This is a genomic window from Limnohabitans sp. (genome assembly GCF_038134685.1).
GTDB lineage: Bacteria > Pseudomonadota > Gammaproteobacteria > Burkholderiales > Burkholderiaceae_C > Limnohabitans_A.
In genome coordinates, this window is sequence record NZ_JAYPVP010000007.1 from 1 (window position 1) to 17,785 (window position 17,785).

General features: G+C 61.0%; 17 protein-coding genes. 12 read left to right on the forward strand and 5 right to left on the reverse strand.

The features are described 5' to 3' along the window. On the reverse strand, positions 1 to 243 hold a 243-nt coding region (locus AAFM15_RS04435; RefSeq protein WP_371833081.1), incomplete at its 3' end, for an ATP-binding cassette domain-containing protein. A 142-nt stretch (positions 244 to 385) separates the two neighbouring features. Between AAFM15_RS04435 and AAFM15_RS04440 the strand changes: the two genes are divergently transcribed. From AAFM15_RS04440 to AAFM15_RS04480, 9 genes are all read left to right on the forward strand, one after another. After that, positions 386 to 1,573 carry an MFS transporter gene (locus tag AAFM15_RS04440; RefSeq protein ID WP_341685583.1) on the forward strand — a complete coding sequence of 396 codons (1,188 nt, stop codon included), beginning with the start codon at positions 386 to 388 and terminating at the stop codon, positions 1,571 to 1,573. Between the two features lie 24 nt (positions 1,574 to 1,597). Beyond that, positions 1,598 to 2,089 (forward strand): single-stranded DNA-binding protein, encoded by a 492-nt coding sequence (ssb, locus tag AAFM15_RS04445; protein ID WP_341685497.1) that lies wholly within the window; start codon positions 1,598 to 1,600, stop codon positions 2,087 to 2,089. Between the two features lie 112 nt (positions 2,090 to 2,201). Continuing rightward, complete coding sequence (locus tag AAFM15_RS04450; RefSeq protein WP_341685498.1) at positions 2,202 to 3,260, forward strand: efflux RND transporter periplasmic adaptor subunit; 1,059 nt, start codon at positions 2,202 to 2,204, stop codon at positions 3,258 to 3,260. Between the two features lie 9 nt (positions 3,261 to 3,269). Continuing rightward, on the forward strand, positions 3,270 to 6,527 hold the full coding sequence (locus AAFM15_RS04455; RefSeq protein ID WP_341685499.1) for an efflux RND transporter permease subunit: 3,258 nt from the start codon (positions 3,270 to 3,272) through the stop codon (positions 6,525 to 6,527). 30 nt (positions 6,528 to 6,557) lie between these two features. Further along, positions 6,558 to 6,791, forward strand: coding sequence for a DUF2892 domain-containing protein (locus tag AAFM15_RS04460; protein ID WP_341685500.1), 234 nt, complete (start codon positions 6,558 to 6,560; stop codon positions 6,789 to 6,791). 9 nt (positions 6,792 to 6,800) lie between these two features. Continuing rightward, on the forward strand, positions 6,801 to 7,808 hold the full coding sequence (locus AAFM15_RS04465) for a C4-dicarboxylate ABC transporter (RefSeq protein ID WP_341685501.1): 1,008 nt from the start codon (positions 6,801 to 6,803) through the stop codon (positions 7,806 to 7,808). 17 nt (positions 7,809 to 7,825) lie between these two features. After that, positions 7,826 to 8,272 (forward strand): OsmC family protein, encoded by a 447-nt coding sequence (locus tag AAFM15_RS04470; protein WP_341685502.1) that lies wholly within the window; start codon positions 7,826 to 7,828, stop codon positions 8,270 to 8,272. Positions 8,273 to 8,296: 24 nt separating this feature from the next. After that, the gene (locus tag AAFM15_RS04475) at positions 8,297 to 9,628 is read left to right on the forward strand and encodes a DUF3422 domain-containing protein (protein ID WP_341685503.1); all 1,332 of its coding nucleotides are present in this window, start codon (positions 8,297 to 8,299) and stop codon (positions 9,626 to 9,628) included. Between the two features lie 25 nt (positions 9,629 to 9,653). Further along, positions 9,654 to 10,421, forward strand: a complete 768-nt coding sequence (locus tag AAFM15_RS04480) for an enoyl-CoA hydratase-related protein (RefSeq protein ID WP_341685504.1) — start codon at positions 9,654 to 9,656, stop codon at positions 10,419 to 10,421. A gap of 73 nt (positions 10,422 to 10,494) precedes the next feature. Here the strand turns inward: AAFM15_RS04480 and AAFM15_RS04485 are convergent, their stop codons facing one another. Beyond that, positions 10,495 to 11,301 (reverse strand): carbon-nitrogen hydrolase family protein, encoded by an 807-nt coding sequence (locus tag AAFM15_RS04485; RefSeq protein WP_341685505.1) that lies wholly within the window; start codon positions 11,299 to 11,301, stop codon positions 10,495 to 10,497. Between the two features lie 20 nt (positions 11,302 to 11,321). Beyond that, positions 11,322 to 12,458 (reverse strand): tRNA 2-thiouridine(34) synthase MnmA, encoded by a 1,137-nt coding sequence (gene mnmA, locus AAFM15_RS04490; RefSeq protein WP_341685506.1) that lies wholly within the window; start codon positions 12,456 to 12,458, stop codon positions 11,322 to 11,324. Between the two features lie 75 nt (positions 12,459 to 12,533). Here mnmA and AAFM15_RS04495 point away from each other — a divergent pair, with 75 nt between their 5' ends. After that, positions 12,534 to 13,262, forward strand: coding sequence for a lytic transglycosylase domain-containing protein (locus AAFM15_RS04495; protein WP_341685507.1), 729 nt, complete (start codon positions 12,534 to 12,536; stop codon positions 13,260 to 13,262). 4 nt (positions 13,263 to 13,266) lie between these two features. Here the strand turns inward: AAFM15_RS04495 and AAFM15_RS04500 are convergent, their stop codons facing one another. Then, complete coding sequence (locus AAFM15_RS04500) at positions 13,267 to 14,016, reverse strand: sulfite exporter TauE/SafE family protein (protein WP_341685508.1); 750 nt, start codon at positions 14,014 to 14,016, stop codon at positions 13,267 to 13,269. After that, positions 14,013 to 14,495, reverse strand: coding sequence for an NUDIX hydrolase (locus AAFM15_RS04505; protein WP_341685509.1), 483 nt, complete (start codon positions 14,493 to 14,495; stop codon positions 14,013 to 14,015). The genes AAFM15_RS04500 and AAFM15_RS04505 overlap by 4 nt, the downstream gene beginning before the upstream one ends. Positions 14,496 to 14,655: 160 nt before the next feature. On the opposite strand from AAFM15_RS04505, the gene AAFM15_RS04510 reads away from it, so the two are divergent. Together AAFM15_RS04510 and pntB are read left to right on the forward strand one after the other, a co-directional pair. After that, a complete protein-coding gene (locus AAFM15_RS04510) occupies positions 14,656 to 16,236 on the forward strand; it encodes a Re/Si-specific NAD(P)(+) transhydrogenase subunit alpha (RefSeq protein ID WP_341685510.1) in 1,581 nt (526 codons plus the stop codon). An 18-nt stretch (positions 16,237 to 16,254) separates the two neighbouring features. Then, positions 16,255 to 17,670, forward strand: a complete 1,416-nt coding sequence (gene pntB / locus AAFM15_RS04515) for a Re/Si-specific NAD(P)(+) transhydrogenase subunit beta (protein WP_341685511.1) — start codon at positions 16,255 to 16,257, stop codon at positions 17,668 to 17,670. The last annotated feature ends 115 nt before the right edge of the window (positions 17,671 to 17,785 follow it).

Here is a 17,785-nt window from a genome sequence, read left to right on the forward strand (position 1 = left end):
GCTCTCCACATAGCGGCGCTGGCCTTCGGCATACAGCGTGTCAAAGGCCAGACTCGACTTGCCCGAGCCCGACAGCCCGGTGATCACCACCAGCTGGTTGCGCGGAATGTCGAGATCGATGTTTTTGAGGTTGTGGGTCCGGGCGCCGCGCACGCAGATATGACTTTGCCGCGCGGCCACAGGCAGGTATGCACCGTGTTCGGCGGAAGAAAGCAGAGCGGGGTCGGTATGAGGCTTGTTCAATTTGGCGGCCAGCTGACAAAAACCTTCATTATCGGGGCCGGGGCGTGTTTTGGACAGGGTGCGTCCGGATCAGGGACAATCGACCCCTTGCATTCAAGTGTTGATACAGGGGAATTTTTTGGCACGAGCCGCATCCACTGCCATGACGTCCAGCGAGCGCCGCGCCAGCGCCTCGCTGGCCTCGATTTTTGCCTTGCGCATGCTGGGCCTGTTTTTGGTCTTGCCAGTGTTCGCTCTCGAGGCGCGCAAGTACCCCGGCGGGGACGATCCGGCGCTACTGGGCTTGGCCATGGGTATTTATGGCCTGACCCAGGCGCTGCTGCAGCTGCCTTTGGGCATGGCCTCTGACCGTTTTGGGCGCAAACGCATCATTGTGCTGGGCTTGCTGGTGTTTGCTGCGGGCAGCTTTTGGGCGGCCTCTGCAACGACTTTGGAGGCCCTGGTCTGGGGGCGCAGCCTGCAGGGTGCTGGCGCCATTTCGGCTGCTGTCAGCGCTTTGCTGGCCGATTTGACCCGCGACGAGGTCCGTACCAAGGCCATGGCTTTGGTGGGGGCCAGTATCGGGCTGATGTTTGCCGTGTCATTGGTGGCGGCGCCTGTGCTCAACGCCTGGGTGGGTTTGGCGGGCCTGTTTGCCTTGACCGGGACCTTGGCCCTGGTGGGTGTGCTGGTGGTATGGCGTGCGGTGCCGGCGGAGCCTGCGCAGCAGGTCCACCAGCAGCGCCAAGGCTTGCGTGATGTGTTCAGACACCCGGGGCTGCTGCGCCTGAACTTCGGGGTGTTTGTGTTGCATGCGGTCCAGCTGTCCATGTGGATGGCTGTACCGGCCTTGCTGGTGCAGGCGGGCTTGCCCAAGGACATGCATTGGCAGGTTTACTTGCCTGCCGTGGGCTTGTCTTTCATCTTGATGGGGGGCCTGTTTGCCCTGGAGCGACGTGGTCATCTGGGCAAGCTGCTGCGTGTGGCGATTGCCCTGATGGCGCTTGTGCAGATGGGTCTGCTCTGGCAGGTGCAGGGCGCCGCGGGCCTGTGGCCCATGGGGCTGTTGGTGTTTGTGTTTTTTGTGGGCTTCAACATCATGGAGGCGTCCCAGCCCAGTTTGGTCACGCGCATGGCGCCGACCCAGATGCGTGGTGCCGCCATGGGGGTGTACAACACCTTGCAGTCGCTGGGCTTTTTTGTCGGCGGGGGACTGGGAGGTTTGTTGGTCAAGTCAGGTGGCCCGCATGTGCTGTTTTTGAGCACGGCCGCTGCCTTGTTGCTGTGGCTGGCGGTGGTCTGGGGGCTGGCACTGCCCGAGCGGTCCGCTGGCGCTGCAAAACCCGCATAATCGGGGCTTATTCGAGGAGTTTTCATGGCATCGGTCAATAAAGTCATCATCGTTGGTAATCTGGGGCGTGACCCCGAAACCCGCTACATGCCCTCGGGCGATGCCGTCACGAACATCAATGTGGCCACCACCGACCGCTACAAAGACAAGCAAAGTGGCGAAATGCGCGAGGCCACCGAGTGGCATCGCATCAGCTTTTTCGGCAAACTGGCCGAAATCGCAGGGCAGTACCTGAAAAAAGGCAGCCAGGTCTACGTTGAGGGCAGCTTGCGTACCCGCAAATACACCGACAAGGATGGTGTTGAAAAGTACGCCACCGAGATCCGTGCCGAGACCATGCAAATGCTGGGTGGACGCCAGGGCATGGGTGCGCCTTCAGACGGCGGCGATGGCTATGACGCCCCGCGCAGCGCCCCGGCAGCGCGTCCTGCGGCACCCGCAGCTCGCCCCGCGCCCGCTGCTGCTCGTCCAGCGCCCGGTGGCTTTGACGACATGGACGACGATATCCCGTTCTGACCCGCTCTGATGCGTCTGACAGCCCGTCAAACCCAGCGCTTGACGGGCTTTTTTGTATGGGCTTGCATACCCTAGGGGGTATAAGATAGAATCCAGCCCAAGGAGAAATTCCATGCGAGCAATGAAAATGAACACCGTGTACCTGTCCGCTGTTGTAGCCGCCGCCCTGATGGCCAGTCCTGTATGGGCAGGCCCGCAAGTGCCTGTCAAGAAAATGGCCGCAGAGGCTGTGTCCGCGGGCTACGAAATTGATGGCGTGGTCGAGCCGGTCAAGCACAGCACGGTTTCGGCCCAGGCCAGTGGGCGGGTCATGCAGCTCTTGGTCAAGGTAGGCGAACGTGTACGCGCTGGTCAGGTGTTGGCCATCATTGATGACCGCGACACCCAAACCCTGGTACAGCGTTCAGGCGCCCAGCTGGCGCAGGCCGATGCCGAGTTTGCCAACGCCCAGGCCAACTACAAGCGCACCCAAGAGCTGCAGGCCAAAGGCTTTGTGAGTCAGGCGGCACTGGACATGGCTCAAACCCAATTCAAGGCTGCCGAGGCTGGTCGCGCAGGTGCGGGTGCCGGTGCACGTCAAGCTCAATTGGCTCAATCCTTTACCAAAGTGACGGCGCCGTTTGACGGCTATGTGTTCGAAACCCATGCGCAAGCAGGTGACTTGGCCGTGCCGGGCGCACCCATTGCCACGGTGTACGCACCCCAGCCTCTGCGTGTGGTGGTGCAGGTGCCGGCTTCACAGGCGACCAATGCCAAAGCCGCCCAGCAGGTGTTGGTGCAAGTGACTGACGCGCAAGGCGGACGTTGGGTCAAGCCTGCTGGACAGCAACCCGTAGGCGCAGCTGACCCTGTCAGCCAGACCATGACCTGGAAGCTGGATGTGCCCGCTGATGCGGCAGCTCAAATGATTCCTGGCCAATCGTCACGGGTACGTTTTGTCTCCGGTGCCGCGCAGCGCATGGTGGTGCCTGCTGCTGCTGTGCTCAAGCGTGGTGAGGTGACCGGTGTTTATGTGGCCACGGCCGATGGCTTTGCCCTCAAGGCCGTACGTCTGGGCGCAGACCATGGTGCCGCTGGCGTTGAAGTGCTGGCGGGCTTGAAAGCTGGCGATGCGGTGGCCGTGGATGCTGTCAAGGCCGGGCTGGCTGGCGCACAGGCGGCCAACAATTAAGGGTCGGCCATGCAACAAGAACAAGACAACACAATGGGCGTCTCCGGGCGTCTGGCTGCCGCCTTCCAGTCCAATGCGATCACGCCCTTGCTGGCGCTGGTGGCTTTGCTGCTGGGCCTGTTTGCCGTGCTGGTGACGCCGCGTGAGGAAGAGCCGCAAATCAACGTGACCATGGCCAACGTGCTGATTCCCTTCCCGGGTGCCAGCAGCGAGAGTGTGCAGCGCATGGTGGCCCGTCCAGCCGAGCAGGTGCTCAGCCAAATCCAGGGCATTGAGCACACCTATTCAGTGGCCCGTCCCGGTGTGGCTGTCTTGACCGTGCAGTTCAAGGTCGGCGTACCTCGTACCGAAGCACTGGTGCGTTTGTATGACGTGCTCAACGCCAACCAGGACTGGTTGCCACGAGACCTTGGCACCATGGCTCCGATCGTCAAGCCCAAAGGCATTGACGATGTACCCGTGTTGGCAGTGACGCTGTGGAACGACAACGAAGCCTCTGCTGGCGACCTCGAACGCGTGGCGCGCACGCTGGAGATGGAGCTCAAGCAGGTCAAGGGTGCGCGTGAAGTGCAGACCATTGGAGGGCCTGGCCGGGCGGTGCAGGTATGGATCGACCCTACACGTTTGCGCGAGCGCGGCGTGGACTTGCTCAGCCTGAAAAATACGATCGCAGCGGCCAACTTTGGCATGCCTTCGGGTTCGGTCATCCAGCCGGACAATGGTCAGATGTTGACGGTGGAAACCGGTGAGTTCCTCCAATCCGAGAACGATGTTGGTGACCTGGTGGTGGGTGTGAGCAATGGCCGCCCGGTGTTCCTGCGTGAGGTGGCTCGGATTGATGCCGGCCCGCAACTGCCGCAACGTTATGTCTGGTTCACGCCAGGCGCGGCATCGCAAGTAGAAACCAAGGGCGAGAAAGTGGCAGACAACACCGGCAAGGTGTATCCCGCTGTGACCCTGACAGTGACCAAAAAGCCGGGAGAAAACGCGGTCGATGTGGCCTCGGCTGCGCGTGCCCAACTCGATGTGCTGCACAACACCGTCATCCCGGCGGGTGTGAATGTGAGTGTGACGCGCGACTACGGCCAGACCGCTGCCGAAAAAGCCAACAAGCTGATCCAGAAGCTGGCGTTCGCCACAGGCTCGGTGATTTTGCTGGTGGGCCTGGCCCTGGGCCGCCGCGAGGCGGTGATTGTGGGCGGCGCGGTGATCCTGACTTTGACGGCCACGCTGTTTGCAAGCTGGGCGTGGGGCTTCACGCTCAACCGCGTGAGCCTGTTTGCACTGATTTTCTCGATCGGCATTTTGGTGGACGATGCGATTGTGGTGGTGGAGAACATTCACCGCCATCAGCAGCTCTTTCCGGGCAAAGCTTTGCGTGAAATCATTCCCGGTGCGGTGGATGAAGTGGGTGGCCCGACCATTTTGGCAACCTTGACCGTGATTGCCGCTTTGCTGCCCATGGCTTTTGTGAGTGGCCTGATGGGGCCGTACATGAGCCCGATCCCGATCAACTCCAGTCTGGGCATGGCGTTGTCGCTGGCCATTGCTTTTACTGTGACGCCCTGGCTGGCGCTCAAGCTCATGAAGAACCATGGCCACAGCCATGCGCACGACGCTGAGCCCAAAGGGCTGGCCGCCAAACTCCAAACCTTTTTTGCACGAGTCCTCACGCCGTTCCTGAGCAGCGCCCGCAAGCGTTGGATGTTGCTGGTGGGCATTCTGGTGGCGCTCATGCTGTCGGTGGGGCTGACGCTGGTGCAATGGGTGGTGCTCAAGATGCTGCCCTTTGACAACAAGAGCGAGTTCCAGGTGGTGGTGGAAATGCCTGCGGGAACCCCGCTGGAAGGCACCGCCTCGGCCTTGCACGAAATGGGCGCTTTCCTGGCCAAGCAACCCGAGGTGACCGATGTGCAAGGCTACGCCGGCACGGCCAGCCCCATCACCTTCAACGGGCTGGTGCGCCAGTACTACATGCGTGCCGATGCCGAACAGGGCGATTTGCAGGTCAACCTGGTCGACAAGCACCACCGCAGCGACAAGAGCCACGCGATTGCGCAGCGCCTGCGCCCCGAGCTGGAAAAAATTGGTGCAGCCCACGGTGCTCGCGTCAAAGTGGTTGAAGTGCCTCCTGGCCCGCCGGTGATGAGCCCCTTGGTGGCCGAGATCTATGGCCCCGATGAAGCTGGCCGCCAGGCGCTGGCGGCTCGCGTGGCCAAGGCCTTTGACCAGACCGATGACATTGTGGGTGTGGACACAAGCCTCAAGGAAGACGCTCCGCGTGCTCACCTGACGGTGCGCCGCCAACGCGCCGAAGCGCTGGGCATTCCGGTGGCCATGATCGCGCAAACCGTCAATGGCGCCTTGTCGGGCATGGATGCAGCCTATCTGCACGATGGCCAGTCCAAGCTGCCCGTTCCGGTGCGTCTGCAGCTACCGCAAAATGCGCAGGTTGGCCTGGATGCCTTGCTGGCCTTGCCGATGCGTGCAGCCAACGGTCGGCTGGTGCCGCTGTCGGAGCTGGTGCGTGTGGACAAAGGTGTGATTGACAAGCCCTTGTTCACCAAGGACCTGCAGCCTGTGAGCTATGTGTTTGGAGACATGGCGGGTAAGCTGGATTCGCCGCTGTACGGCCTGTTTGCGATCCGCCCCAACCTGAAAGCCGCTGCCCTGCCGGACACCGGCGAGCTGGGTGAGTACTGGATTCGCCAGCCGAGTGATGCTTTCCGTCAATACGCACTCAAATGGGACGGCGAGTGGCAGGTGACGTATGAAACCTTCCGGGACATGGGCGCTGCCTATGGCGTGGGGCTGATCCTGATTTACCTGTTGGTGGTGGCGCAGTTCAAGAGCTACTCCACGCCGTTAGTGATCATGGCGCCGATTCCGCTCACCATCATTGGCGTGATGCCCGGCCACGCGCTGCTGCAATCGCAGTTCACGGCGACCAGCATGATCGGCATGATTGCGCTGGCGGGCATCATCGTGCGCAACTCCATCTTGCTGGTGGACTTTATTGAGCTCCAGGTCAAGACCGGCATGGCCTTTAAAGACGCAGTGGTGCAGTCTGCTGCGGTGCGTGCCCAGCCGATTGCGCTGACGGGCCTGGCAGCGATGATTGGCGCCTTCTTCATTCTGGACGACCCGATCTTTAACGGTCTGGCCATCTCGCTCATCTTCGGTATTCTGGTGTCCACCATGCTCACGCTGGTGGTGATTCCGGTGCTGTACTACGCGCTCTATCGCAAGCGTTACGAAACTGTTTAATTTTTTGAAGCTGATTAAAAGGAGAAAACCATGACTGTTGAACGTTATATCCGTGTATTTGCTGGCCTGTTCATCATGCTGTCGCTGGCGCTGGGCGTCGAAGGCAGCCCTTTGTTTGTGAACAAGTGGTTTCTGGCATTTACGGCTTTTGTAGGCCTGAACTTGTTTCAGTTTGGGCTGACCAACTTCTGTCCCATGGGAGTCATCCTGCGCAAGCTGGGTGTTAAAGACGGCAATGCCTGCGGTACAGGCGGCTGCTGCTAAGAGGTTGACTTGAGTTGTGCAGTGCCCGCGGCTCAGCCGCCGCGCGCTCCGGCGTCTTTGGAGCATTTGGGCCTGACCTGGTTCATCCCGGTCATGGGTCTGTCCGGCCTGTCTTTGGCTTGGCGACAAGCGGCCCCGCTGTTTGGTGACAGTGGCTTGCTGGTGTCACAACTGATTGGGGCTTTTGCGGCACTGTGGTTTGTGGTGCTGCTGGGCTTGACGGTGGTGCGTGTGTTGCGCTGGCCGCATCTGGCGCATCACAAGTGGATGCATCCGGTGCGCTACGTGTTCATTGCCACGGTGCCGGTGTCGATGATCTTGCTGGCCACTGTGGGCGTGAGCCTCACAGGTGTGGCGCCGCATTGGAATGTGCTTTGGCAAATCGGTGCTGCCGCGCAGGCGGCACTCACGGTGGCTGTGCTGGTGCGTTGGGTGCGTATGCACACAGCGCGCTGGGTCGGCGTCACGCCAGGCTTGCTGATTCCGGTAGTGGGTAATGTGCTGCTGCCTTTGGCAGGCGTGGCTTTGGGTCATGCCGACTGGGCTTGGGCACAGGCCATGCTGGGCATTGCGCTGTGGCCCGTCGTGCTGGTGTTGCTGGTGCTGCGAGTGCAACGCCTGGGCTGGTGGCCCGACCGCCTGCGTCCGAGCGTATTTGTGTTGATTGCACCGCCTTCGGTGATTGGCGCTGACCTGATCATCTGGCAGGCCGGTGCGGTGCCTGCCATGTTGTGCTGGGTGCTGGCGCTGGGCTTTGTGCTGTGGGCCATGTCCCAGCTGCCCAAGTGCTTTGACCAGCCCTTTGGCATGGGCATGTGGAGCCTGTCGTTCCCCTTGGCCGCATTCGCTTCGCTGAGCTTGCGCGTGGGGCAGGCGAGTTGGCTGCCGCAGTGGGTGGGGCTGGTGGCTTTGGTGCTGGCCAGTGTGGTCATCACCGCCTTGGTGCGCTGGACCTTCTGGGGCTTGCGCAGTGGCGACTTGTTGCAGCCCGAGCCCGGGCCTGCCCCCAAACCCTGAATCTGCAAGGAAAACCGATGAGCGACAAAACCATTCAAATTGAACTCGTGCAGCAGCACGACTATCGTTTTGATGTGCACTTCGGCGGCGATATGCCGGTGGTGACCACAGACGAGCCGGCACCGCTGGGTACTGGCTTGGGGCCGTCTCCCGTGCAGCTGTTGTGTGCGGCGGTGGGTAACTGCTTGTCGGATTCTTTGCTGTTTGCTTTGCGCAAGTTCAAGCAGGCGCCCGAACCCATCCATTGCAAAGTGCAGGCTGAAGTGGGGCGCAATGCAGACAACCGCCTGCGCGTTCTCAAGATCACGGCCACCTTGACGCTGGGCGTGCCCAGCGCAGGGTTGGAGCATCTGGACCGTGTGCTGGAGAGCTTTGAACAGTACTGCACCGTGACCCAAAGCGTGGGCCAGGGCATTGCGATCGAAACCCAGGTGTTTGACAGCACCGGTGCACGCTTGAAGTAAGCCCTGCAGTGGGAGAATGAGCGCATGAACGAGATCGACTCCCGCTTTTTGCCTGCTGACGATGCGCAGCGCCGCGTGCTGCACAACGAGGTGCATGCCCGTCCGTCAGCGCGTGTGCGTTTGCCGGCACTCATCACCTATGTGGCCTTGCTCAACGAAGGGATCACGCGTGAGCAGGAGCTGGCGCAATTGCAGCGGTTGCCTGGCCATGCCGACCTGAGCTGGCAGCAATTGCAAGGCAATTTCCTGCGTTTGCGGTGTGACGGTTTTACCGTCAAGTGGGAGCGCCACACCGAATTCACCCGCTACTCCATCGTCCAGCCTTTGCCTGCGCATGCGGGTTGGGGTGCAACACTGCCCGAGCTGGCCAGCCATGTGGCCACCGGCACCGAATGGCTGCGTGGTTTGCCTGGCAAGACTGTGGCCGCGATTCAAATGGCCATGATGGCCGAGGGCATGGGCGACGAGGACATGCTGACCCTGGCGCAGAACTGGCTGGGCGAAGGCATGGTGATTGGCTCACACATGGGCAACACGGTCAGCGGGCAATCGCACTCTTGCCTGCTCACGCATTTCCGCATCGGGGAAGACGGGTTCGAGCGCATGCTGGTGGTGACCGGCGGCAAAACGCCCGAAGGCCGAGCAGGGCGCATTTCGCAGCGCGTACTGGAATTTGAAACCTATCGCCTCATGGCGCTGCGCGGCTTGCCTGTCGCCAAACAGCTGTCAGCAGAACTGGCCCAGGCTGAAAACAAATTGGCCGATATCGCCGCCCGGCTGGATGCCAAAGAGGGCAGCGACCAAGAGTTGCTGGACGATCTGGTGGCGCTGGCCGCCCGCGTGGAACGCACCACGGCTGAACACGGTTACCGCTTCTCGGCGACCCGCGCGTATGACGCGGTGGTGCGCGAGCGTCTGGGCGAGCTGCGCGAGCGGCCCGTGCACGGCACGCAAACCGTGGGCGAATTCATGCAGCGCCGTCTGGGTCCGGCCATGGCCACCGTGGCGGCCACAGCCCAACGCCTGGCTTTACTGGCAGAGCGGATCACCCGCACCAGCGCCTTGCTGCGCACCCGGGTGGACATTGCGACCGAAACGCAAAACCAGCAGCTGCTGGAGAAACTCACACGCGGCCAGGACATGCAGCTCAAGCTGCAGTCCACGGTGGAAGGACTGTCCATTGCGGCCATCAGCTACTACGTGGTCAGCCTGGTGCTGTACGCTGCCAAGGCACTCGCCAAACTGGGCTTGCCTCTGAACCCCGAGATGGTGGCGGGTTTGTCGATTCCGCTGGTGCTTTGGGGGGTGTGGAAAATCGTGCAGCGGATACACGCGGGGATACACCGCGAGGGGTGAGCATAGTTCTCTCATTTGTCACATCATGAGCATCAACCTGAATCTTCACCTTGAGACACATGTCGCGCACTTGCAGCTTTGCAACACAGCCACGCTCAATGCGCTGAGCATTGAGCTTTGCAAAGAAATCGATGATGCGGTGAAAGCCTGCGATGAAGATTCCAGGGTCAAAGCGGTCTTGATTTCCTCGGCAGCAAAGCACTTTTGTGCTGGTGCCGACATCTCAGAGATGTCACAACTGACGCCAGAGCAAGTCCGGGAGCAGGCGTTTGCGGGCTGCGTGTCTTACCTAGCACGCGCGCGCAAACCAATTGTGGTGGCGGTGAACGGTATGGCTTTAGGCGGTGGCTGCGAGCTCGTAGAAATGTGCGATGTAGTGGTGGCCGGCAAGTCTGCAAAATTTGGCCATCCCGAAATTACACTGGCTGCCATGCCGGGTGCAGGTGGCACGCAACGGCTCACCCGGGCCATCGGCAAGGCGCTGAGCCTGGACATGTTGCTGACCGCGAGATCGCTCACGGCGGATGTGGCTTTGCAGGCAGGCCTTGTTTCTCGCGTGGTCGATGACGTAGAGCTTCAGGCCGAGGCGATGAAAATTGCCGAGAAAATCGCCAGCTTTTCTGCTCCGGTGGCTCAGCGCATCAAGGCCTGCGTTCGAAATAGCGATGACCTGCCTCTGGATCGCGGCCTCGTCGAGGAAATGCAAGCATTTCACGAATGCTTTCGTGAAGACGATTTCAAAGAGGGTCTAGCCTCGTTCATGGATAAGCGCAGACCATCGTTCCGTCATTGAAACAGACCCTCGGGCTGAAGGTTACATGCCAAGGCCTTGACCACTTAGGTGGCAGATTCAACTGCCCCGCACCTTAAAACACCCGATGCCTGAGCGCAGGCAGTTGCTCGCGCACTTGCTGCACCCTTTGCCAGTCGCAGTCGGCCAGCACCACGCCGGGGCTTTCGGCCTGCTGGGCGAGCACCACGCCCCAGGGGTCGATGGCCAGGGTCTGGCCCCAGGTGCGGCGGCCGCTGGGGTGCAGTCCGCCTTGAGCCGGGGCCATGAGGTAGGCCAAGTTTTCGATGGCGCGGGCGCGCAGCAGCACCTCCCAATGGGCCTGGCCGGTGGTGTGGGTGAAGGCGCTGGGCGCCATGATCAAGTCCGGCTGTAGCTTGCGGTACAGCTCCGGAAAGCGCATGTCGTAGCAGACTGACAAGGCTACGCGCCACGTGTGGCCATCGCGCGAGGGCAGCTCGAACACGGTGGGCGTGCGCCCGGCTTCGAGCACGCGGGACTCGTCATAGTTTTCACGTCCGTTGTCAAAGGCAAAGAGGTGGATCTTGTCGTAACGCGCCACCTGCAGGCCCTGCGGGTTCCAGACCAGGGTGGTGTTGAACACATGGTCGGGGGTGCTGGCGGAAATCGGCAAGGTGCCGCCCGCCAGCCAGATGCCGTGCTGTTTGGCGGCGGCGCTCAGGGCGTCTTGCAGTGGGCCGTGACCCAGCGGCTCCTGAATGGCGAGTTTGTCGCCGTCGTGCTGGCCAATCAGGCAGAAATATTCGGGCAGACCGACCAGTTCGGCACCCGCTTGGGCGGCCTGTGCAATCAACTCCAGGGCCTGCGCCAGGTTGGCGGCTGCGTCCTGGCCGGAAACCATCTGGATGGCGGCGATTTTCATGAACAGGCTCCTTGCAAAACTCAGTGGGCCATCGCAATAGCAGCATCGATCACGCCGCCACCCAGGCAGACGTCGCCGTCGTACAGCACGGCGCTTTGGCCCGGTGTCACGGCCCATTGCGGCTCGGGAAAGTGCAGACCAAAGCCGGGTGCGGTCTGGCCATTGGCAGCTGCACTCAGGGTGCAAGGGGCGTCGTTCTGACGGTAGCGGGTTTTGGCGGCGTAGGTGCCCGGTGTGGGCGGCTCGCCTGCACACCAGCTGGCATCAAGCGCCAGCAGGCCTTGCGAGAGCAGCCAGGGGTGGTCGTGACCTTGCACCACCCAAAGGGTGTTCTTTTCAATGTCCTTGCGGGCTACAAACCAGGGCTCGTGCTCGCCTTGCCCTTTTTGTGCCCCTTTGGCTTTGATGCCGCCAATGCCCAAGCCTTGACGCTGGCCCAGGGTATAAAAGCTCAGGCCCACATGTTTGCCAATCGTGCGGCCGGTGGGGTCCTTGATCGGGCCGGGTTCCTTGCTGATGTAGCGGTTCAGAAATTCGCGGAATGGCCGCTCGCCAATGAAGCAGATACCAGTCGAATCCTTTTTCTTCGCGTTGGGCAGGCCAATCTCCTCGGCGATGCGGCGCACCTCGGTCTTGTGCAGCTCGCCCACCGGGAACAGCGTTTTGCTCAGCTGGGCCTGGTTCAGGCGGTGCAAAAAGTAGCTCTGGTCCTTGGAAGGGTCCAGGCCTTTGAGCAGTTCGTGGCGACCGCTGGATTCGTTCAGTCGTACCCGCGCATAGTGGCCGGTGGCGATCTTTTCCGCACCCAGCCGCATGGCGTGGTCCAGAAAAGACTTGAACTTGATTTCAGCGTTGCACAGGATGTCGGGGTTGGGCGTGCGCCCGGCTTGGTATTCGCGCACGAATTCGGAGAACACACGGTCCTTGTAGTCGGCCGCGAAGTTGACGTGCTCGATCTCGATGCCGATCACGTCGGCCACGGCGGCGGCATCGACAAAATCGATGTTGGAGGAGCAGTATTCGCTGTCGTCGTCATCTTCCCAGTTCTTCATGAAGATGCCCACGACCTCGTAGCCCTGCTGCTTGAGCAGGTGGGCGCTAACGGCGGAATCAACGCCGCCGGACAGACCGACGACGACACGGGTTTTGCTGGACATGCAGGGATTATCCCCGCTCGCGCCTTGTTGGTCTGGGGCGAAATTTATAATCAAGCCCTGCCCGGAAAGGACCCCATGACGGCTTCATGCACCTGGTGCCAACACCTGCGCGTCATGCTCAAGGATGTGGGCCGGGGATTTTTCATCATCTCACACAGCTCGCTGGCGATGCTGGGGGTGGGGGTGAGCGTGCTGGCCTTGACGCTGCTGATCCGCCCCGGGCTCTGGGACACCGTGCAGGAGCAAGGCCTGCAGTGGCTACGCAACAAAGAAGTGCTGGTGTCCTGGTTGCCGCAGAACACGGCCGAACGAGCTGTAGCGGTGGAGCTCAAGGATCTGCCCAAGGATCAGGCTGCGGTGGCGCAATGGCTGGCCAACAAATACCGCGTGGCGCCTGAGCCCCTTGCGGCCCTGGTGGCCGAGGCCCAGGTGCTGGGCAAGTCATCCAAGCTTTCGCCTAACCTGATTTTGGCGGTTGCGGCCATCGAGTCCAATTTCCATCCCTATGTGCAGAGCCATGTGGGGGCGCAGGGGCTGATGCAGGTCATGACCAACATCCATGAAGAAAAATACCGCCAGTACGGTGGACGTATGGCTGCGTTTGACCCGGTCATCAACATGCGGGTGGGTGTGGCGGTGCTCCAGGAGATGATTCGCCTCAAGGGCGGCTCATTGGCAGAGGGGCTGAAGTTTTACCTGGGCGGTTATGACTTGGCCGAAGATGGCGGCTATGTTGCCAAGGTCATGGCCGAAAAAGAGCGCCTGGACCAAGTGGCGGCAGGTCAAGTGGTGCCGTTTCAGTAAGCTTTTATTGGCGAACGAAAAACACCACCGTCATCACCACGCCGGTCAGCAGCACCAGTGCCCGAACATAAGCCATTGGCAAGCGCTTGGCCCAGCGTGCTCCTAGCCAGCCGCCGATCGTGGCCAGAACCATCATCCAGATGGCCTGTGGCCAGACAATGGCGCCAGCCAAGGCAAAGGCGGCCACCGACAGCAAGGACAGCACAAAGGAGTTGAGGTTTTTGAGTGCATTGACGGTGTGCAAGTGGTGCAGGCCGGTCAGGGTATACAGCGCCATCAGCAAAATGCCCAATCCGCCGTTGAAGTAACCACCATAAATTGACACCAAGAGCAAGCCTGGAATGCGGGCACGCTCGAGCTGACTGTTTTGGCTGAACCGGGCAATGGATGGGCCGATCCAGAACAAGGCTGTCGCTACCAGCAGCAACCAAGGCACCAGCCCTGAAAACAGTTTGGCAGGAGTGAGCATCAGCAAGGCCGCGCCAATCAGGCCGCCCAAGCCGGAAATGATGACGCCTGTCCAGACGTCGCGCCGGGGCAGGCTACGGATTTCTTCCTTGAAGCCCAGCACGCTGCCCAGGTAGCCCGGGCTCACGGCCATGGCGCTGGTGGCGTTGGCCTGCAAAACCGGCACGCCGGCAAACACCAAGGCTGGAAAGGTCAGGAAACTGCCGCCGCCAGCAATGGCATTGAGCACGCCGGCGCCCAGTGCGGCCGCACCGGTGACAACCCATTGAATCAAGTCAGCGTTCATGCGATCTGGTTGACCGAGGGGTCGGTGTGAATCAGGGACAAGGGGAAGCGCTGGCCACGTAGGTGGTCTTCTATGCACTGCAATACCAGTGGGCTACGGTGGCGAGCCGTGCTTTCGCGCACTTCCTGCGGGGTCATCCAGACGGTGCGCACGATGCCGGTGTCCAGCTCGCGTGTTGGATCGTGTTCGCCCAGCGTGCCGCAAAACGCAAAACGCAGATAGGTGATGTCTGCTTCGGTGGTGGTGTGGATGGAGCGGGACAGGTAGATGCCGACCAGGGCCAGAGGTTCAAAACTGTGGCCCGTTTCCTCCAACGCCTCGCGTTGGCAGCCGTCCATCGGCGACTCGCCCGGGTCGAGGTGACCTGCGGGGTTGTTCAGGCGCAGGCCATCGGCGGTGTGTTCTTCGACCAAAAGGTAGCGGCCATCATGTTCAATGATGGCGGCGACAGTGACGTTCGGTTTCCAACGCAAATCCATGGGCTCGATTATCGACCTTGCATGGGGCAAATGCTGAGTGTGAAGTCGAAGGATTTTTGCTAAAAAGTCACTGTGTAAGCTTTTATATATTTGTAATCGCTTATATTTGAATGTTCTAGGGCTTCAAGCGGCCCGATCTATCAACAACAGGAGACGCTCCATGCGCATTGGCGTTCCGCGCGAGATATTCCCCGGTGAAAAACGGGTAGCCACTGTTCCCGATGTCGTGACCAAGCTGGTCAAGCTCGGCTTTGAGGTGGTGATTGAAAAAGGTGCCGGTGAATTGGCTGATCTGTCTGATGCGGCTTATGTCGACGTTGGCGCCAGTATTGCTGCTGATGCGGCTGCGCTTTGGAGTGGCTGTGACATCGTCTTCAAGGTGCGGCCGCCTACGTCCGAAGAAGTGGGGCAAATGCGCCCTGGTCAGACCTTGATTGGTTTTGTCTGGCCGGCCCAGAACCCTGAGTTGATGCAGCAGCTGGCTGCTCAAAAAGTCACTGTGCTGGCCATTGACGCGCTGCCTCGTACCCTCAGCCGCGCGCAAAAAATGGATGCGCTGACCTCCATGGCCGGTGTGAGCGGTTACCGCGCGGTCGTTGAAGCGGCCAACGCCTTTGGCCGTTTCTTCAACGGCCAGATCACGGCCGCGGGCAAGGTGCCCCCGGCCAAGGTCTTCATTGCCGGTGCTGGCGTGGCGGGGCTTGCCGCCATCGGCGCGGCCGCCAGCCTGGGCGCCATCGTGCGCGCTAACGACACCCGCGCCGAAGTGGCCGACCAAGTGGTGTCGCTCGGTGGTGAGTTCGTCAAGGTTGATTACGAAGAGGAAGGCTCGGGCGGCGGCGGTTACGCCAAGGTCATGAGCGAAGGCTTCCAGGCCGCGCAGCGCGCCATGTACGCGCAGCAGGCCAAAGAGTGCGACATCATCATCACCACCGCGCTGATCCCCGGCAAGCCTGCGCCGCGCCTGATCACCGCCGAGATGGTGCAGTCCATGAAGCCCGGCAGCGTGATCGTGGACATGGCTGCCGAGCAAGGCGGCAACTGCGAACTGACCGAACCCGGCAAGGCGGTCGTGAAGCACGGCGTGACCATCGTCGGCTACACCGACCTGGCCTCGCGCATGGCACGTCAGTCGTCCACCCTGTACGGCACCAACCTGTTCCGTTTGACGGAGGAGCTGTGCAAGACCAAGGACGGCGTCATCAACGTCAACATGGAAGATGACGCGATCCGGGGCCTGACGGTCATCAAGGACGGTGAGATCACCTGGCCCGCGCCGCCACTGGCTGCGCCGGCACCGAAACCGGCCGCCAAGCCTGCTGCTGCGGTGGCCGAGAAAAAGGGTGGTCATGGACACGGCAGCAGTGGTCCTATGTCCCTCAAGACGCTGGCTGTGGTGTTCGGAATCGGCGCCGTGGTGTTCTGGACCATGGGGGCATTTGCGCCTGCGGCTTTCCTGGGGCACTTCACCGTGTTTGTACTGGCTTGTTTCATTGGCTATATGGTTGTGTGGAATGTGACGCCGGCGCTGCACACACCGCTCATGAGCGTGACCAACGCCATCTCCAGCATCATCGTCATCGGTGCACTGGTGCAGATCCTGCCCCCCGAAGCGGGCACCAACGGTCGTCCTGACGGGCTGATCCAGTGGCTGGCCTTTGCTGGCATCGTGCTCACAGCCATCAACATGTTCGGTGGCTTCGCAGTGACCCGCCGCATGCTGGATATGTTTAGAAAATAAGAAAGAAAAGAGACGCTCATGACTTCAAGCCTGGCCACAGTCGCCTACCTCGGCGCTGCCATTCTCTTCATCCTCAGCCTGGGGGGCTTGTCCAACCCGGAAACCTCGCGCCGCGGCAATCTGTATGGTGTCATTGGCATGACGCTGGCCGTCATTGCCACCATTGTCGGCCCACGGGTGGCCGCTGCAGGGGTTCCCTGGATCATTGCGGCCTTGGTCGTTGGCGGTGGTATTGGTGTGTACGCGGCTAAAACCGTCAAGATGACCCAGATGCCCGAGCTGGTCGCGCTCATGCACAGCCTGGTCGGTCTGGCCGCCTGCTTGGTGGGCTTTGCCAGCTATGTGGACACCTCGGTCCAGTTCACCGGCGCTGAAAAAGTGATCCACGAAGTCGAGATTTACGTCGGCATCCTGATCGGCGCGGTCACTTTCTCGGGCTCGCTGATCGCCTTTGGCAAGCTCAACGGCAAGATCGGTGGAAAGCCGCTGCTGTTGCCGGCTCGCCATTGGCTCAACCTGCTGGCTCTGCTGGTCGTCATTTACTTTGGCCGTGAATTTGTCAATGCGCACGATGTGCAAAGCGGCATGCCCGCCTTGCTGGTGATGACGGTGATTGCACTGCTGTTCGGTATCCACATGGTGATGGCCATTGGTGGTGCTGACATGCCGGTGGTGGTGTCCATGCTCAACAGCTACTCGGGCTGGGCTGCTGCGGCCACCGGCTTCATGCTGAGCAATGACCTGCTGATCGTCACGGGTGCGCTCGTGGGGTCTTCGGGTGCGATCCTCTCTTACATCATGTGCAACGCGATGAACCGGAATTTCATCAGTGTGATCGCGGGTGGTTTTGGTGGTGGCGCGCCTGCCGCACCCAAGGCCGATGGCGCTGCTGCTGAGCCGCAAGGCGAAGTGGTGCCTGTCAGCGCTCTTGACACCGCCGAGCTCCTGCGTGAAGCCAAGAGCGTGATCATCGTCCCGGGCTACGGCATGGCGGTGGCCCAAGCGCAGCACACCGTCAACGAGATCGTCAAAACCTTGCGCGACAAGGGCGTGACCGTGCGCTTTGGTATCCACCCGGTGGCCGGCCGCATGCCAGGCCACATGAACGTGCTGTTGGCCGAGGCCAAGGTGCCGTACGACATCGTGCTGGAGATGGACGAGATCAACGAAGACTTTGGCGACACCGATGTTGCCATGGTGATTGGCGCCAACGACATCGTCAACCCCGCCGCTCAGGACGACCCGACCAGCCCGATCGCCGGCATGCCGGTGCTCGAAGTCTGGAAGGCCCGCACCAGCATCGTGATGAAGCGTTCCATGGCGAGCGGTTATGCCGGTGTGGACAACCCGCTGTTCTACAAAGAAAACAACCGCATGTTGTTTGGCGACGCCAAGAAGATGCTTGATGAGGTGTTGGTGGCCCTGAAGGGCTGAGCCATTCCGACCCAAATCAAGGGGCCTTTTGGCCCCTTTTTGTTGACTCGCTGTGTGCTGCGTAAGAGGGTTGGCGACACACCACTGACATTTATACGTCGAACAATGGCGACTC